Source organism: Streptomyces sp. NBC_01476 (assembly GCF_036227265.1).
Taxonomy (GTDB): domain Bacteria; phylum Actinomycetota; class Actinomycetes; order Streptomycetales; family Streptomycetaceae; genus Actinacidiphila.
Genome location: NZ_CP109446.1, coordinates 6,155,001 through 6,172,752 on the forward strand (window position 1 = coordinate 6,155,001; position 17,752 = coordinate 6,172,752).

Annotated in this window: 6 protein-coding genes, 1 tRNA gene and 2 rRNA genes (1 of these 9 running past the window's edge); 8 read left to right on the forward strand and 1 reads right to left on the reverse strand. The window is 67.9% G+C overall.

Going from position 1 to position 17,752, the window contains the following annotated elements:
• The 4 genes from OG552_RS26980 to OG552_RS26995 all read left to right on the forward strand — a co-directional run.
• Window positions 1-2,987, forward strand: a 23S ribosomal RNA gene (locus OG552_RS26980) (it extends 155 nt beyond the left edge of the window).
• A 93-nt stretch (window positions 2,988-3,080) separates the two neighbouring features.
• Window positions 3,081-3,197 (forward strand): 5S ribosomal RNA (gene rrf / locus OG552_RS26985).
• A 133-nt stretch (window positions 3,198-3,330) separates the two neighbouring features.
• The gene (locus OG552_RS26990) at window positions 3,331-4,050 is read left to right on the forward strand and encodes a DegT/DnrJ/EryC1/StrS family aminotransferase (RefSeq protein ID WP_329137224.1); all 720 of its coding nucleotides are present in this window, start codon (window positions 3,331-3,333) and stop codon (window positions 4,048-4,050) included.
• Between the two features lie 49 nt (window positions 4,051-4,099).
• A tRNA-Thr gene (locus tag OG552_RS26995) sits at window positions 4,100-4,172 on the forward strand.
• A 68-nt stretch (window positions 4,173-4,240) separates the two neighbouring features.
• On the opposite strand, the gene OG552_RS27000 is transcribed toward OG552_RS26995, so the two are convergent.
• Window positions 4,241-6,868, reverse strand: coding sequence for a SpoIIE family protein phosphatase (locus OG552_RS27000; RefSeq protein ID WP_329137226.1), 2,628 nt, complete (start codon window positions 6,866-6,868; stop codon window positions 4,241-4,243).
• A gap of 331 nt (window positions 6,869-7,199) precedes the next feature.
• On the opposite strand from OG552_RS27000, the gene OG552_RS27005 reads away from it, so the two are divergent.
• From OG552_RS27005 to OG552_RS27020, 4 genes are all read left to right on the forward strand, one after another.
• The gene (locus OG552_RS27005; protein ID WP_329137228.1) at window positions 7,200-12,644 is read left to right on the forward strand and encodes a HAMP domain-containing protein; all 5,445 of its coding nucleotides are present in this window, start codon (window positions 7,200-7,202) and stop codon (window positions 12,642-12,644) included.
• A 317-nt stretch (window positions 12,645-12,961) separates the two neighbouring features.
• Window positions 12,962-13,666 (forward strand): response regulator, encoded by a 705-nt coding sequence (locus OG552_RS27010; RefSeq protein WP_329141166.1) that lies wholly within the window; start codon window positions 12,962-12,964, stop codon window positions 13,664-13,666.
• A 247-nt stretch (window positions 13,667-13,913) separates the two neighbouring features.
• On the forward strand, window positions 13,914-16,679 hold the full coding sequence (locus tag OG552_RS27015) for a DNA translocase FtsK (protein WP_329137230.1): 2,766 nt from the start codon (window positions 13,914-13,916) through the stop codon (window positions 16,677-16,679).
• Between the two features lie 246 nt (window positions 16,680-16,925).
• Entirely contained in the window at window positions 16,926-17,726 is an 801-nt protein-coding gene (locus OG552_RS27020; protein WP_329141168.1) for a helix-turn-helix domain-containing protein, read from the forward strand.
• Window positions 17,727-17,752: the final 26 nt, after the last annotated feature.

A 17,752-nucleotide genomic window follows, 5' to 3' on the forward strand; every position in this document is an offset into this window, starting at 1 on the left:
TGCCTGAATATATAGGGCATGTGGAGGGAACGCGGGGAAGTGAAACATCTCAGTACCCGCAGGAAGAGAAAACAACCGTGATTCCGGGAGTAGTGGCGAGCGAAACTGGATGAGGCCAAACCGTATGCGTGTGATACCCGGCAGGGGTTGCGTATACGGGGTTGTGGGAGTGAGCTTTCATGGTCTGCCGGCTGTGAGACGAGTCAGAAACCGTATGGATAGGCGAAGGACATGCGAAAGGTCCGGCGTAGAGGGTAAGACCCCCGTAGCTGAAATCTGTACGGCTCGTTTGCTTACCACCCAAGTAGCACAGGGCCCGAGAAATCCTGTGTGAATCTGGCGGGACCACCCGTTAAGCCTAAATATTCCCTGGTGACCGATAGCGGATAGTACCGTGAGGGAATGGTGAAAAGTACCGCGGGAGCGGAGTGAAATAGTACCTGAAACCGTGTGCCTACAAGCCGTGGGAGCGTCGCATCGAGTGCTTGCGCTTGGTGTCGTGACTGCGTGCCTTTTGAAGAATGAGCCTGCGAGTTTGCGGTGTGTTGCGAGGTTAACCCGTGTGGGGGAGCCGTAGCGAAAGCGAGTCCGAACAGGGCGCCGTCTTTAATTAGACATTTAGTAGCATGCTCAAGACCCGAAGCGGAGTGATCTAGCCATGGGCAGGTTGAAGCGGCTGTAAGAGGTCGTGGAGGACCGAACCCACCAGGGTTGAAAACCTGGGGGATGACCTGTGGTTAGGGGTGAAAGGCCAATCAAACTCCGTGATAGCTGGTTCTCCCCGAAATGCATTTAGGTGCAGCGTCGTGTGTTTCTTGCCGGAGGTAGAGCACTGGATAGGCGATGGGCCCTACCGGGTTACTGACCTTAGCCAAACTCCGAATGCCGGTAAGTGAGAGCGCGGCAGTGAGACTGTGGGGGATAAGCTCCATGGTCGAGAGGGAAACAGCCCAGAGCATCGACTAAGGCCCCTAAGCGTACGCTAAGTGGGAAAGGATGTGGAGTCGCAGAGACAACCAGGAGGTTGGCTTAGAAGCAGCCATCCTTGAAAGAGTGCGTAATAGCTCACTGGTCAAGTGATTCCGCGCCGACAATGTAGCGGGGCTCAAGCGTACCGCCGAAGTCGTGTCATTGCAGCGTGAAGGGTTAACGCCCGTTGTGATGGGTAGGGGAGCGTCGTGTGCCGGGTGAAGCCGCCGTGTAAGCGAGTGGTGGACGGTTCACGAGTGAGAATGCAGGCATGAGTAGCGATACAAGAGTGGGAAACTCTTGCGCCGATTGACTAAGGGTTCCTGGGTCAAGCTGATCTGCCCAGGGTAAGTCGGGACCTAAGGCGAGGCCGACAGGCGTAGTCGATGGACAACCGGTTGATATTCCGGTACCCGCTTTGGAACGCCCAGTACTGAATCTTCTGATGCTAAGGCCGTGAAGCCGCCTTTGATCTCTTCGGAGTGATGGGGAGTGGTGGAGCCGCCGGCCCGATGGGGTAGTAGGTAAGCGATGGGGTGACGCAGGAAGGTAGTCCAGCCCGGGCGGTGGTTGTCCCGGGGTAAGGGTGTAGGGCGTGCGGTAGGTAAATCCGTCGCACATGAAGTCTGAGACCTGATGCCGAGCCGATTGTGGTGAAGTGGATGATCCTATGCTGTCGAGAAAAGCCTCTAGCGAGTTTCATGGCGGCCCGTACCCTAAACCGACTCAGGTGGTCTGGTAGAGAATACCGAGGCGTTCGGGTGAACTATGGTTAAGGAACTCGGCAAAATGCCCCCGTAACTTCGGGAGAAGGGGGGCCATTCCTGGTGATCACTCTTGCAGTGTGAGCTGGGGGTGGCCGCAGAGACCAGCGAGAAGCGACTGTTTACTAAAAACACAGGTCCGTGCGAAGCCGTAAGGCGATGTATACGGACTGACGCCTGCCCGGTGCTGGAACGTTAAGGGGACCGGTTAGTCATGCTTTGGTGTGGCGAGGCTGAGAACTTAAGCGCCAGTAAACGGCGGTGGTAACTATAACCATCCTAAGGTAGCGAAATTCCTTGTCGGGTAAGTTCCGACCTGCACGAATGGCGTAACGACTTCTCGACTGTCTCAACCATAGGCCCGGTGAAATTGCACTACGAGTAAAGATGCTCGTTTCGCGCAGCAGGACGGAAAGACCCCGGGACCTTTACTATAGCTTGATATTGGTGTTCGGTTCGGCTTGTGTAGGATAGGTGGGAGACTGTGAACCGGTGGCGCCAGCCATTGGGGAGTCGTCGTTGAAATACCACTCTGGTCGTGCTGGATGTCTAACCTCGGTCCGTGATCCGGATCAGGGACAGTGTCTGGTGGGTAGTTTAACTGGGGCGGTTGCCTCCTAAAGGGTAACGGAGGCGCCCAAAGGTTCCCTCAGCCTGGTTGGCAATCAGGTGTTGAGTGTAAGTGCACAAGGGAGCTTGACTGTGAGACTGACGGGTCGAGCAGGTACGAAAGTAGGGACTAGTGATCCGGCGGTGGCTTGTGGAAGCGCCGTCGCTCAACGGATAAAAGGTACCCCGGGGATAACAGGCTGATCTTCCCCAAGAGTCCATATCGACGGGATGGTTTGGCACCTCGATGTCGGCTCGTCGCATCCTGGGGCTGGAGTCGGTCCCAAGGGTTGGGCTGTTCGCCCATTAAAGCGGTACGCGAGCTGGGTTTAGAACGTCGTGAGACAGTTCGGTCCCTATCCGCTGCGCGCGTTGGAGTCTTGAGAAGGGCTGTCCCTAGTACGAGAGGACCGGGACGGACGGACCTCTGGTGTGCCAGTTGTTCTGCCAAGGGCATGGCTGGTTGGCTACGTTCGGGAGGGATAACCGCTGAAAGCATCTAAGCGGGAAGCCTGCTTCGAGATGAGGGCTCCCACCCACGTGATGGGGTAAGGCTCCCAGGAGACGACTGGGTTGATAGGCCGGATGTGGAAGCCCTGTGAGGGGTGGAGCTGACCGGTACTAATAGGCCGAGGGCTTGTCCATGTGTGCTCGCGTCCACTGTGTGGTTCTGAAACAACCAGCCACCAACCCCTACCTCTGGGTTTTCGGGGTGGGTTGGTGTGTGTTTCATGGTGTTTCGGTGGTCATAGCGTTAGGGAAACGCCCGGTTACATTCCGAACCCGGAAGCTAAGCCTTTCAGCGCCGATGGTACTGCAGGGGGGACCCTGTGGGAGAGTAGGACACCGCCGAACAAATCTTGAAAAGAAGCCCCGGCCCCTGAGCTTTGTCTCAGGGGCCGGGGCTTTTCTGTTTGCCGTTACCCCGCGTTCACGTCGTGTCGGGACTCTGGCATCCCGACAGGCTCGGAGGTGTGGACACGTGCAGATGACCACTGCAGGACGCCGGCACAGGATCGCTTCGGACTCGACAGCCTCCGCGTTGCGTGATGCCCTCGTTGAGCTGCGGATAGGCGCGGGCGACGAGGTGATCGTGCCGTCCTTCGGGCCCAGCGCGCCCGCCGACGCCGTACGCCTGGCCGGCGCCATAGCCGTCTTCGCCGACATCGACCCGCGGACCTTCTGCCTCGACCCCGAGGCGGTGGCGGCCGGCGTCACGTCCCGTACCGCCGCGATCCTCCCGGTGGGTGTCTTCGGGCACCCGGCCCCGCTGGAGCGGCTCGGTGAGGTGGCCGACCGCTGGTCGCTGGCCCTGGTCGAGGAGGGCGACGCGGGGGAGGACATCGGTGCCGTCGCCCGTCGCCGGGCGCACGCGCGGTTCCTGGACTCGGCGCTGACCGGGGTGATCGTGCCGTACACGGAGCCCGGTGCCCATCACCTCTACCACCAGTACACGGTGCGGGTGCCGGGCAACGGCCGGCCCGATCGGGACGCGTTCCGGCGCGCATTGGCCGCACGCGGAGTCAACGCGACGGTGAGCGTGCCGGTTCCGGTGCACCGGATGCCCGCGCACCGCACCGGGACGATGCTGCCGCAGACCGAGCTGGTCTGTGCGGACACCCTCTCCCTGCCGGTGCATTCGGGGCTGACCCAGCGGGAGTTGACGCATATCACCGACGCCTGCAACGCGCTCGGCGGACTCATCTGACGGGTTTCTCCGCACCCCCTTCCATGGGTTAAGATCCTCTCGTCGACGCGCCCCAATAGCTCAGTCGGTAGAGCGTCTCCATGGTAAGGAGAAGGTCTACGGTTCGATTCCGTATTGGGGCTCTGACAGCGAAAAGCCCCCGCCGACAGGCGGGGGCTTTTCCGTTCTCCCCAACTCTTCGTACCGTCCCCTACTTCGGGACCCGCATCGCCAGAATCGCCATGTCGTCCGAGGGCGCGTCGGAGGCGAAGCGTTCCACCGCCCGCTGGATGCGGGCCGCGACCGCGCCGGCGGTGAGGCCGGTGCAGGTGGCGAGGACATCGGCGAGGCCGTCGTCACCGAGCATCCGGCTGCCCTCGCGGCGTTCGGTGACGCCGTCGGTGACGCAGAGCAGGACGTCTCCCGGGTCCAGGGTGATGGACTGCTCGAAGAGCTCCAGGTCCTCCATCACGCCCAGCAGCGGCTGTGGTTCCGCGGCCGGCTCCACCGTGCCGTCGGGTCGCAGGCGCAGCGGGAGGGGATGGCCGGCGCAGACCATGCGCAGGACCGCGCTGCCGTCCTGCTGCGGCCACAGCTCGCCGTAAAGGAGCGTCAGGAAGCGGCTGCGGGCGCCCTCGTCGAGGATGGCGGCGTTGAGCCGCTCCAGGACCGCGGGGCCGCCGAAGCCCTCGCGGGCGAGCAGGCGCAGGGCGTGCCGGGCCAGGCCGGTGACGGCGGCGGCCTCCGGGCCCGTACCGCAGACGTCGCCGATGGCGAAGCCCCAGCAGCCGTCGCGGATCGGGAAGAGGTCGTAGAAGTCGCCGCCGACCTCGTTGCCCTCGCCGGCCGCCCGGTAGACGACCTCGACCTCGACGCCGGGGACCCGGGGCAGCTCGGGCGGCAGCAGGCTGCGTTGGAGGGCCTGGCTGATGGCGGTGCGCTCGCTGTAGAGGCGGGCGTTGTCCAGCGCCAGGGCGGCCCGGCGGGACAGGTCCTCGGCGAGTTCCAGGATCTCCTGGCGGAAGCGTTCGTCGGTGGGCTTGCCGAGGGTCAGCATGCCGATGACGCGGTTCCTGGCGACCAGCGGCAGGACGACCGTCTCGCCGCCCACGGCGGCCGCGGTGGCCAGCTGGATGCCGGGGGTGCTGGCGCGGGCGCCGGCCGCCGCGGTGGTGGCACCGACGCCCAGGCTGCGCAGGGAGGCGCGCAGGGCGCTGGAGTGGGCCACGTCCGAGGGGTCGGTCCAGACCCGGGCGCCGGGGGTCGGGTCGGGGTCGGGCGGGCGCACCTGGGAGAGCAGCGCCTTGATGCCGTCGATGCGGTCCTCGTCCTCGTGCAGGACGAAGGCCAGCTCGGGTTCCGACTGCGACTGCTCGGCGATGGTGTAGACGGCGCACCAGCTGGCCAGTGTGGGGACCGTCATCTGTGCCATCAGGGCGAGCGTCTGGTCGCGCTCCAGGGTGCCGGCGAGCAGGTCGGACGCCTCCACGAGGAAGGAGAGCGAGCCGCGGCGCAGCCGTTCGAGTTCGGTGAGGCGGGCGCTCTCCACGGCGAGCGCGATCCGGTCCGCGGCGAACTGCAGCCGCAGTGCCTCCTGGTTGGAGTAGCGGCCGGGGGCCTCGCAGGCGACGCCGATGGAGCCGGTCAGGCGCCCCTCGACCTTCAGCGGGACGGTGACGACCGAGCGCATGCCGGTGCCGGAGAGCAGCGGTACGGCGCCGGGGACTGCGGTGAGGTCCTCGTGGACGGCGGGCATCCGGGCGCTGCCGTAGCGGCCGGTGCCGGCCTCGACGGGGACCCGGGCGAACCGCTGGCGGGCCGAGGGGAGGCCGGTGGAGGCGCGTACTTCCAGTTCGGTCTCGTCGTCGGTGGCGAGCAGCAGGTAGGCGGCGTCGCCGTCGAGCATGTCCCGGGCGCGTTCCACGGTGCGCTGGAGCAGGCCGTCGAGGTCGTCGGGGGCGGGGGAGCCGATGAAGACTTCGAAGGCGTCGGTGCTCTTTCCGCGCTGGGTGAGGCCGGTGTCGGAGTGGGCAGGCCCGCGGGCCGGGGACTGCAGGATCGCGCGTTCCTCGGCGCGTACCAGCAGGCAGACCGTGGAGGGCTCGCCGGCGCTGTCGCGGACCCGCAGGTGGGAGCCGTAGACCGGCAGGACGCGGCCGTCGGCGTCGCGGAGGCCGTAGGTGCCCTCCCAGCGGGAGAGCTGGAGGGCGTCGGCGAGGCCGATGCCGGTGCCGGGGGTCTGCGGCCAGGCGGTGATGTCGGTGAGGGAGGTGCCGAGTATGTCGGCGGGGGCGTGGCCGAAGAGGTCGGTGGCGTCGTCGTTCCAGCGGGTGATGGTGCCGCGGCCGTCGGCCTGGATCACCGCGACCCGGACCCGTTCGTCGGCGACCGGCAGCTCGGTGGTAGGCAGCACCGGTCCGGCCGAGCGGGTGCCGGCCGGGCGTTCTGGCAGGTCGAGCTGGAACCAGACGGTCTTGCCCGCCCCGGTGTACTCCACGCCCCAGCGGCCGGCGAGGGCGGCGCAGAGCAGCAGGCCGCGGCCGCCTTCGTTGTCGCCGTCGCGGAACTGCCGGCCCCGGCCCTGCATCGGGATCTCGCGCTCGGGGTAGTGGTCGGCGACCTCGACCCGGACCGCGGTGTCGTACCGCAGGCAGGTCACATCGGCGGCCGTACCGGCGTGGACCACCGCATTGGTGACGAGTTCGCTGGTCAGGACGACGGCGTCGTCCACGATGTCGGCGAAGCCCCAGCCGTGCAGGGTGTCGCGGACGAAGGCCCGGGCGACGGCGACCGACCGTCCCACTGGTTCGAAGCTGGCCGCTGCCCGCGCCGTGATCACCGGTCTCCTCGCTGCTGCTCGTGACTGGACGGGCGCGACCGTGGCGTCCGTCGACGTGCCGCCGCGCTGTCGAACTTTCACCGGCGGCTCCCTGGAGGTGTGCGACCCGTCGGAGGGGACGGGTCCCCCCTGACAACAGAGCCAGGTTACTGACCCCCGGGTACGCCGCGTGCGCCGGTTGCGGGTGTTTCCACCCCGAAACGTGCCGGGTGACATATGCGATGCTGCCGAACTGTTATGGCCGGACGGGGCGAGGGTGAAACACTGGGGATGCTCGCAAGGCAGCAATCTTGCTCATCTGCAGGTCGGTCGACCCTCCGGGAGGGACACGGTGGAGTCTGGCGCATCGGCGCGGGGCGCAGTCACGCGTACGAAGAACGGGCGGTCGCGCGGCAGCGGGACCGTGGAGGTCGACGCCGCCGCGCTCGCCAAGCTGCACGGAGCGCTGGCCGCGATGCGGGACGGCAACTTCCGCAAGCGGCTTCCGGTGACCGGCGAGGGCCCGATGGCCGAGATCGCGGAGGTCTTCAACGAGGTCGCGGACCGTAATCAGCACCTCACCGGGGAGCTGGCGCGGGTCCGGCGGGTGGTCGGCCGGGAGGGCAAGCTCAAGGAGCGGCTGCAGACCGGTGACAGCGAGGGCGCCTGGGCGGCCGCGATCGAGGCGTCCAACGCGCTCGTGGACGACCTGGTGCGGCCGGTGTCCGAGGTCGGGCGGGTGCTGTCGGCGGTGGCCGAGGGCGACCTGGTGCAGCGGATGGACCTGCGGGCGCAGAACGCCGACGGGTCGGCGCACCCCTTGCGCGGCGAGTTCCTGAAGGTCGGCCGTACGGTCAACGGGCTGGTCGACCAGCTGTCCGCGTTCACCGACGAGGTGACGCGGGTGGCGAGCGAGGTCGGCACCGAGGGCAAGCTCGGCGGGCAGGCGAAGGTCCGCGGGATGGCCGGGTCGTGGAAGGACCTCACGGACTCGGTCAACACCATGGCGTACCGGCTGACCGCCCAGGTCCGCGACATCGCGCTGGTCACCCAGGCGGTGCTGAAGGGCGACCTGTCGCGCAAGGTCACCGTGCATGTCGCCGGTGAGATGCTGGAGCTGAAGAACACCGTCAATTCGATGGTGGACCAGCTCTCGTCCTTCTCCTCGGAGGTCACCCGGGTCGCCCGGGAGGTCGGCACCGAGGGTGAGCTGGGCGGGCAGGCGCAGGTGCCCGGCGTGGCCGGGGTGTGGAAGGACCTGACCGACTCGGTCAATCTGATGGCCGGGAATCTGACCGCGCAGGTGCGGGACATCGCGCAGGTCACCACGGCGGTCGCCAACGGCGACCTGACGCAGAAGATCACCATCGGGGCGCGCGGCGAGGTCGCGCAGCTCGCCGAGACGATCAACGCGATGACCGCGACGCTGCGGACCTTCGCCGACGAGGTGACCCGGGTGGCCGGGGAGATCGGCGCGGAGGGGCAGCTCGGCGGCCAGGCGCAGGTGCCGGGCGCCGCGGGCACCTGGAAGGACCTCACCGATTCGGTGAACACCGCCTTCCGCAACCTGACCGCGCAGGTGCGGGACATCGCGCAGGTCACCACGGCGGTCGCGGGCGGCGACCTGTCCCAGAAGGTCACGGTGGACGTCTCCGGCGAGATGCTGGAGCTGAAGAACACCGTGAACTCGATGGTGGGCCAGCTCTCCTCGTTCGGTGACGAGGTGACGCGGGTGGCCCGCGAGGTGGGCGTCGAGGGCATCCTCGGCGGGCAGGCGCAGGTCTCCGGTGCGGCCGGCACCTGGAAGGACCTGACCGACTCCGTCAACACCGCCTTCCGCAACCTCACCGGCCAGGTCCGTAACATCGCGCAGGTCACCACCGCGGTCGCCAACGGCGATCTGACGCAGAAGGTCACGGTGGACGTCTCCGGCGAGATGCTGGAACTGAAGAACACCGTGAACCGGATGGTGGACCAGCTCGGTTCCTTCTCCGCGCAGGTGACGCGGATGGCCACCGACGTGGGCACGGAGGGCCGCCTCGGCGGGCAGGCCCGGGTGGACGGCGTCTCGGGCACGTGGAAGGACCTCACCGACTCCGTCAACTTCATGGCCGGCAACCTGACCTCCCAGGTCCGGCAGATCGCCCAGGTCACCACCGCGGTCGCGCGGGGTGACCTGTCGCAGAAGATCGACGTGGACGCGCGGGGCGAGATCCTGGAGCTGAAGAACACCATCAATACGATGGTCGACCAGCTGTCGTCCTTCGCCGAGCAGGTGACCCGGGTGGCCCGTGAGGTGGGCACCGACGGTCGGCTCGGTGGTCAGGCGCAGGTGCCGGGCGTCGCCGGTGTCTGGCGCGATCTGACCGACTCGGTGAACTTCATGGCCGGGAACCTCACCGGCCAGGTCCGTAACATCGCGCAGGTCGCGACGGCCGTCGCGCGCGGTGACCTGTCGCAGAAGATCGACGTGGACGCCAAGGGCGAGATCCTCGAACTGAAGAACACCCTGAACACGATGGTCGACCAGCTGTCGTCCTTCGCCGAGCAGGTGACGCGGGTGGCCCGCGAGGTGGGCACCGAGGGCATCCTGGGCGGGCAGGCCGAGGTGAAGGGAGTCTCGGGCACCTGGAAGGACCTCACGCAGTCCGTCAACTTCATGGCGAACAACCTGACGTCGCAGGTCCGCAACATCGCCGATGTGACGAGCGCGGTCGCCCAGGGCGACCTGTCGCGGAAGATCACCGTCGATGCCAAGGGCGAGATCCTGGCGCTGGTCACCACGGTCAACACCATGGTGGACACCCTGTCGGCGTTCGGTGACGAGGTGACCCGTGTCGCCCGCGAGGTGGGTACGGAAGGCCAGCTGGGCGGTCAGGCGCGGGTGCGGGACGCGTCCGGCATCTGGAAGGACCTCACCGACAACGTCAACCTGATGGCCAACAACCTGACCAGCCAGGTGCGTTCGATCTCCTCGGTGGCCGCGGCGGTCGCCAACGGCGATCTGACGAAGAAGATCGACGTGGACGCCCGGGGCGAGATCCTGGAGCTGAAGAACACCATCAACACGATGGTGGACACGCTCTCCGCCTTCGGTGACGAGGTCACCCGCGTCGCCCGCGAGGTCGGTACCGAGGGCATCCTGGGCGGCCAGGCGCGGGTGCCGGGCGTGGCGGGCACCTGGAAGGACCTCACCGAGTCCGTCAACGGCATGGCGTCCAACCTGACCGGTCAGGTGCGGCAGATCGCGCAGGTCACCACGGCGGTGGCCCGCGGTGACCTGTCCAAGAAGATCGACGTGGACGCGCGCGGCGAGATCCTGGAGCTCAAGACCACCATCAACACCATGGTCGGGCAGCTGTCGGCCTTCGGTGACGAGGTGACCCGGGTGGCCCGCGAGGTGGGCACCGAAGGCCGCCTCGGCGGTCAGGCGCGGGTGCCGGACGTCTCCGGTATCTGGAAGGACCTCACCGAGTCGGTGAACCTGATGGCCAACAACCTCACCTCGCAGGTCCGCAACATCGCCCAGGTCGCCACCGCGGTGACCCGCGGCGATCTGAACCTGCGGATCGACGTGGACGCGGCCGGCGAGATCCTGGAGCTGCAGGACTACATCAACACGATGATCGTCCGGCTGCGGGAGACCACGCTCGCCAACAAGGAGCAGGACTGGCTCAAGGGCAACCTGGCCCGGATCTCCGGTCTGATGCAGGGCCGCCGGGACCTCGGCGACGTGGCCGCGCTGATCATGAGCGAGCTGACACCGGTGGTGTCCGCGCAGCACGGCGCGTTCTTCCTCGCCGACGACACCACGGAGATCGGCGAGGAGTACGAACTGCGGCCGATCGGCAGCTACGGCTTCTCCCGCAAGTTCCTGTCCACGGTGTTCCTGCCCGGCGAGGGGCTGATCGGGCAGGCCGCGGTGGAGAAGCGCAGCATCCTGGTCGAGCACGTGCCGCCGGGTTACCTGAAGATCACCTCGGGGCTCGGCGAAGCGCCGCCGTCCCATGTGATCGTGCTGCCGGTGCTCTTCGAGGGCCGGGTGCTCGGGGTGATCGAGCTGGCCGCGTTCCAGCCGTTCACCCAGATCCAGAAGGACTTCCTGAACCAGATCACCGACATCATCGCGATCAGCGTCAACACCATCTCGGTCAACACCAAGACCGAAGGGCTGCTGAAGCAGTCGCAGGAACTGACCGAGCAGTTGCAGGAACGCTCCGCGGAGCTGGAGAGCCGGCAGCGGGCGCTGGAGATGTCCAACGCCGAACTGGAGGACAAGGCCGAGCTGCTGGCCAGGCAGAACCGCGACATCGAGGTGAAGAACACCGAGATCGAAGAGGCCCGGCAGGTGCTGGAGGAGCGCGCCGAGCAACTGGCGGTCTCGATGCGCTACAAGTCCGAGTTCCTGGCGAACATGTCGCACGAGCTGCGCACACCGCTCAACTCGCTGCTCATTCTCGCCAAACTGCTGGCCGACAACGCCGACGGCAACCTGTCGCCGAAGCAGGTCGAGTTCGCCCAGACCATCCACGGCGCCGGCTCCGACCTGCTGCAGCTGATCAACGACATCCTGGACCTGTCGAAGGTCGAGGCCGGCAAGATGGACGTCTCGCCGACCCGGATCGCGCTGGTGCAGCTGGTCGACTACGTCGAGGCCACCTTCCGGCCGCTGACCGCGGAGAAGGGCCTGGACTTCTCGGTCCGGGTCTCGCCCGAGCTGCCGGTGACCCTGCACACCGACGAGCAGCGGCTGCTCCAGGTGCTGCGCAACCTGCTCTCCAACGCGGTGAAGTTCACCGACAGCGGTTCGGTGGAGCTGGTGATCCGGCCGGCGACGACGGAGGTGCCGCAGTCCATCCGCGAGCAGATGCTGGAGGCCGGCACCCTGCGGGAGGCCGACCAGCCGATGATCGCCTTCTCGGTCACCGACACCGGTATCGGCATCGCGGCCGGCAAGATGCGGGTGATCTTCGAGGCGTTCAAGCAGGCCGACGGCACCACCAGCCGCAAGTACGGCGGTACGGGCCTGGGCCTGTCGATCAGCCGGGAGATCGCCCGGCTGCTGGGCGGCGAGATCCACGCCGACAGCCAGCCCGGCCGCGGCTCGACCTTCACCCTGTACCTGCCGATGAGCATCGGCGAGGTGCCGCCGGCGCTGCCGCAACTGCCGCCCGGGGGATACACCGAGACCGAGGAGGCCGCCCAGGGCCGCACCCGCAGCCCCGGCAGCAGCCTGGCCCGGCTGCGCCGCCGCTCGGCGCTGCCGCCGGCCCAGCACCCGGCGACCGCCAACGGTTCCTCGGGCGGCTCGGCCAACGGGCACGGCAGCCCCAACGGCAACGGGCAGACGCCGAACGCGGCACCGGAACAGTGGGTGGACGCCGGACAGGGGGACACCTACGCGGGCTTCTCCGGCGGCTTCAGCGGCGAGAAGGTGCTGATCGTCGACGACGACATCCGTAACGTCTTCGCGCTCACCAGTGTCCTGGAGCAGTTCGGCCTCACCGTGCTCTACGCGGAGAACGGGCGGGAGGGCATCGAGGTGCTGGAGCAGTACGACGACATCGCCGTGGTGCTGATGGACATCATGATGCCGGAGATGGACGGCTACGCGACGACCACGGCGATCCGCAAGATGCCGCAGTTCGCCGGGCTGCCGATCATCGCGCTCACCGCCAAGGCGATGAAGGGCGATCGTGAGAAGGCCATCGACTCAGGAGCGTCGGATTATGTGACGAAACCCGTGGACACTGATCATCTGCTCACACTCATGGAACAGTGGATGCACGCACGCTGACCCGTGCGCCGGGCGCAGCTCCGGTACGGCCGTGATCGGTGCGGCTGTTGGGGCCGCCCGGCGCGTCGGGGAGCGGAACCGGCGCGGGAAGGCGTATGTTTTCCCGGCCTCTGTGTCGGATGAGGTGTGAGGGCGTTGGAATCAGGGAACCTTCTGGTCCCCGCCTACGTTTCCGGTGCGTGTTGAGTGACCTGGCGGTGACAGGGTGTGGCGAACGACGGGGTGCGGCTACCATGACCGGCACAAGGATGGGCGGCATGACGGAGCTGTCCCCGGGGGCGGCGACCGGCACAGGGCCGGGGCGAGGAGGGCGGGCCATGATGCAGAAGGCCAAGATCCTCCTGGTCGATGACCGGCCGGAGAATCTGCTGGCGCTGGAGGCTATCCTCTCGGCGCTCGATCAGACCCTGGTCCGGGCATCGTCCGGGGAGGAAGCGCTCAAGGCGCTGCTGACCGACGACTTCGCGGTGATCCTGCTCGATGTCCAGATGCCGGGCATGGACGGATTCGAGACCGCGGCGCACATCAAGCGGCGGGAGCGGACCCGGGACATCCCGATCATCTTCCTCACCGCGATCAACCACGGGCCGCACCACACCTTCCGTGGTTACGCGGCAGGCGCGGTCGACTACATCTCCAAGCCGTTCGACCCGTGGGTGCTGCGCGCCAAGGTGTCGGTCTTCGTGGACCTCTACATGAAGAACTGCCAGCTGCGCGAGCAGGCGGCGCTGCTGCGGCTCCAGTTGGAGCAGGGCCTGCCGTCCGCCGGATCCAATGGCGACGGCGCCCGGCGTGGCAATGGCGGGGAGTCGGTCGGCATCATCGCCGAGCTCTCCGCCCGGCTGGCCGCGGTCGAGGAGCAGGCCGAGGCGCTCGGCAAGCAGCTCAACGAGTCGGGGGACGGCGCGGCCGTGGCCACCGCCGCCCACCTGGAACGCAAACTCACCGGGCTGCGGCGGGCGTTGGACGCGCTGGAGCCCGGCACCGGCGGCGGGATCGGCAAGCAGCAGAACGGCGACTAGTGGTGGGCGGGACTTCCTCGTCCGGCTGACCGGAGTTCACGGGGGGCCCTGAGAGTCCCTCAGGTTCACCTGGCTCCGCCCGGTTTCGACTCCGGGGGGAGTCCCCACCCGCTGCCCGGCCGCTGCACGGCCCCGCCCACAGGGCCGCTGACGTGACGTCAATCATCTGATCGACGCGGTACGACACGAACGGGCGTATCCCCAGGCACGCGTGTCCCCCGATCACAAGGGCGGTAACCTCGGCACCATGGCCTCCCGTACGTCCGGCACCGCCAAGAAAGCCCCGGCGAAGCCTGCGGCGAAGAAGACCGCGGCCAAGAAGCTCGCGGCAAAGAGCGCTCCCGCCAAGGCACCCGCCAAGAAGGCGGCCGCGGCGGCCAGACCCGCGCCCAAGGCCGCCCCCTCACCGACCAACCCCCTCTTCCGCCTGGCACGCTTCATGTGGCTCGGGGTCGCCCACGGCATCGGAGCGATCTTCCGCGGCATAGGGCGCGGCGCCCGTGGCCTGGACCCGGCGCACCGCAAGGACGGACTGGCACTACTGCTGCTCGGCCTCACCCTGGTGGTCGCCGCCGGCACCTGGTCCAATCTGCAGGGCCCGGTCGGCGACCTCGTCGAGATGCTCGTCACCGGCGCCTTTGGCCGGCTCGACCTGCTGGTGCCCTTCCTGCTCGGCGCGGTCGCGGTGCGGCTGATGCGCCACCCCGAGCAGTCCGAGGCCAACGGCCGGATCGTGATCGGTCTGTCCGCACTCGTCATCGGCATGCTCGGACTGATCCACATCGCCTGCGGCTCCCCGGGCCGCGGCGAAGGCGCGCAGGCCATGCGCGACGCCGGCGGCCTGATCGGCTGGGCCGCCGCCTCCCCGTTCCTCTACACGGTCGGCGCCCCGCTGGCCGTACCGCTGCTGCTGCTCTTCACCCTCTTCGGGCTGCTGGTGGTCACCGCCACCCCGGTCAACGCCATCCCGCAGCGGCTGCGGTACGCCGGCACCAAGCTCGGCCTGTACGCGGCCCCACCGGACCCCGAGGCCGTCCCGCTGGAGGAGCTCTTCGACGGGGACGAGAGCGTGCTCCCGCCCGCCGAGGACGACGAGTCGCCGGTGCGCCGGCTGCCGCTGCGCTTCACCAAGCCGCCGCTCACCGACCGCGCCGGCCAGGCTGACCACGCCGACCGCGCCGACCCGTACGACGTGGACCGCGACGGCCCGCTGGACGCGGCCGACGAGCCCAAGCCGCGGCGCAGGCCCCGGCGCCGGGCGGAACCCGGCGACGAGCCGTCCGCGGTGGATGTGGCCGCGGCGGCGGCCGCCGCGCTGGACGGCGCGGTCCTGCACGGGGTGCAGCCCTCGCCGCTGGTGGCCGATCTGACCAGCCGGGTGCGCAAGCAGGTGCCGGCCGCCCGGGCGGAGGATGACGAGGACGCCCAGAGTGCGCGCGCCGCCGGCGACACCGCCGCGGGGTCTTCGGTGCCGGACCTGACCAAGCACACCGCCGACGTCGGCGACCCGCTGCCGCCGCGCGCCGAGCAGCTCCAGCTCTCCGGTGACATCACCTACGCCCTGCCCTCCCTGGACCTGCTGGAGCGCGGCGGCCCCGGCCGTACCCGCAGCGCCGCCAACGACGCGGTGGTGGCCTCGCTCGGCCAGGTCTTCAGGGAGTTCAAGGTCGACGCCAATGTCACCGGCTTCACCCGCGGCCCGACGGTCACCCGCTACGAGATCGAGCTGGGCCCGGCGGTCAAGGTCGAGCGGATCACCGCGCTCGCCAAGAACATCGCCTACTCGGTGGCCAGCCCGGACGTACGGATCATCAGCCCGATCCCCGGCAAGTCCGCGGTCGGCATCGAGATCCCCAACAGCGACCGCGAGATGGTCAACCTCGGCGACGTGCTGCGCTCGGCCGAAGCCGCCGGCGAGGACCACCCGATGACGGTCGCGCTCGGCAAGGACGTCGAGGGCGGCTATGTGATGGCCAACCTCGCCAAGATGCCGCACGTCCTGGTGGCCGGCGCCACCGGCTCCGGCAAGTCCTCCTGCATCAACTGCCTGATCACCTCGGTGATGGCCCGCGCCACCCCCGACGAGGTGCGGATGGTGCTGGTCGACCCCAAGCGCGTCGAGCTGACCGCGTACGAGGGCATCCCGCACCTGATCACCCCGATCATCACCAACCCCAAGCGGGCCGCCGAGGCCCTGCAGTGGGTGGTGCGGGAGATGGACCTGCGCTACGACGACCTGGCGGCGTACGGCTTCCGGCACATCGACGACTTCAACGCCGCGGTGCGCTCGGGGAAGGCCAGGACACCCGAGGGCAGCGAACGCGAGCTGTCGCCGTATCCGTATCTGCTGGTGATCGTGGACGAGCTGGCCGACCTGATGATGGTCGCGCCGCGCGACGTGGAGGACTCCATCGTCCGCATCACCCAGCTGGCCCGGGCGGCCGGCATTCACCTGGTGCTCGCCACCCAGCGCCCCAGCGTCGACGTGGTCACCGGTCTGATCAAGGCCAATGTGCCCTCCCGGCTCGCCTTCGCCACCTCCTCGCTCGCCGACAGCCGGGTCATCCTCGACCAGCCGGGCGCCGAGAAACTGATCGGCAAAGGTGACGGTCTGTTCCTGCCGATGGGCGCGAACAAGCCGATCCGGATGCAGGGCGCCTTCGTCACCGAGGAGGAGGTCGCCAAGGTCGTCGACCACTGCAAGGCGCAGCTCACCCCCTCGTACCGGTCGGACGTCACGGTCGGCAGCGGCCCGAAGAAGGAGATCGACGAGGAGATCGGCGACGACCTGGATCTGCTCTGCCAGGCCGCCGAGCTGGTGGTTTCCACTCAGTTCGGATCCACCTCGATGCTCCAGCGCAAACTGCGGGTCGGCTTCGCCAAGGCCGGCCGGCTGATGGATCTGATGGAGTCGCGCGGCATCGTCGGCCCCAGCGAGGGGTCGAAGGCGCGGGACGTTCTGGTCAAGAACGACGAGCTGGACGGCGTGCTCGCGGTGATCCGCGGCGGGTAAACGACCCCCTGCCGCCACTGAGGGTCGGTGGGAAGTGTGGGTCCCAGGACTTGGGGCACGTTCTGGGGCAACCCTTTCTCCTGTCCGCGCGTCAAGTTGTTACGGACGGACGAACCGACTCCACCCGCGCACAGCTCTTCGCAGCCCGAGTGGCGGACAAAAAGCGGTCGTCCGCTTGCCCCCCCGTTTTGCACCCCCCCTAGACTGAACTTCCAGCAGGTGGCTGCACGCTCGAAAGGCACCCTCGTGTCCATCGGCAACTCGCCCTCCGACGACCGTCCTTCGGTCGGTCGCGCCCTCGCCCAGGCCCGCATCGCCGCGGGACTGTCCATTGACGAGGTCAGCACCAGCACACGGGTACGCGTCCCGATCCTCCAGGCGATCGAACAGGACGACTTCTCCCGCTGTGGCGGTGATGTGTACGCGCGCGGGCATATCCGTACGATCGCCAGGGCCGTGGGACTCGATCCCGAACCCCTGGTCGAGCGTTACGTTGCCGAGCACGCCGGCGAGATCGCTCCCGCACCCGTGACCCCGCTCTACGAGGCGGAACGGATCCGTTCGGAACCGCGCCGCCCCAACTGGACCGCCGCCATGATCGCCGCGATCGTCGCGGTGGTGGGCTTCGTCGGCTACACCGCCTTCAGCGGCGGGGACGACGGCGGCACCAGTGCGAAGGCCACCCCGACCGCCACCACCACGCCGCCGCCCAGCCAGTCGCCGCAGGGCAACGGCGTGCCCAAGCCCCCGTCGCCGTCCAACAGCGCTATCGCCGCCGCGCCGCCCGGCAAGGTCACCGTCAAGGCGAGCGCCGCGGGCGGCACCAGCTGGATCCAGGCCACCGACGGCAACGGCAAGCAGCTCTACCAGAACTCGCTGAAGAAGGGCGAGTCGATGACCTGGACCGACGACAAGAAGATCAAGCTCGTCGTCGGCAACGCGGGCGCGGTGCAGCTCTTCGTCAACGGCAAGGACATCGGCCTGGCCGGCGACAAGGGCCAGGTCGCCCACCTGACCTACACCCCCGGAGATCCCTCCCAAGGGTGACGAGCTACGCGGCGGTGCACCAACCG

Coding starts and splice junctions, on each gene's coding strand:
- OG552_RS27010 (WP_329141166.1), top strand. CDS start 12,962: ATGATGCAGAAGGCCAAGATCCTCCTGGTCGATGACCGGCCGGAGAAT.
- OG552_RS27015 (WP_329137230.1), top strand. CDS start 13,914: ATGGCCTCCCGTACGTCCGGCACCGCCAAGAAAGCCCCGGCGAAGCCT.
- OG552_RS26990 (WP_329137224.1), top strand. CDS start 3,331: ATGACCACTGCAGGACGCCGGCACAGGATCGCTTCGGACTCGACAGCC.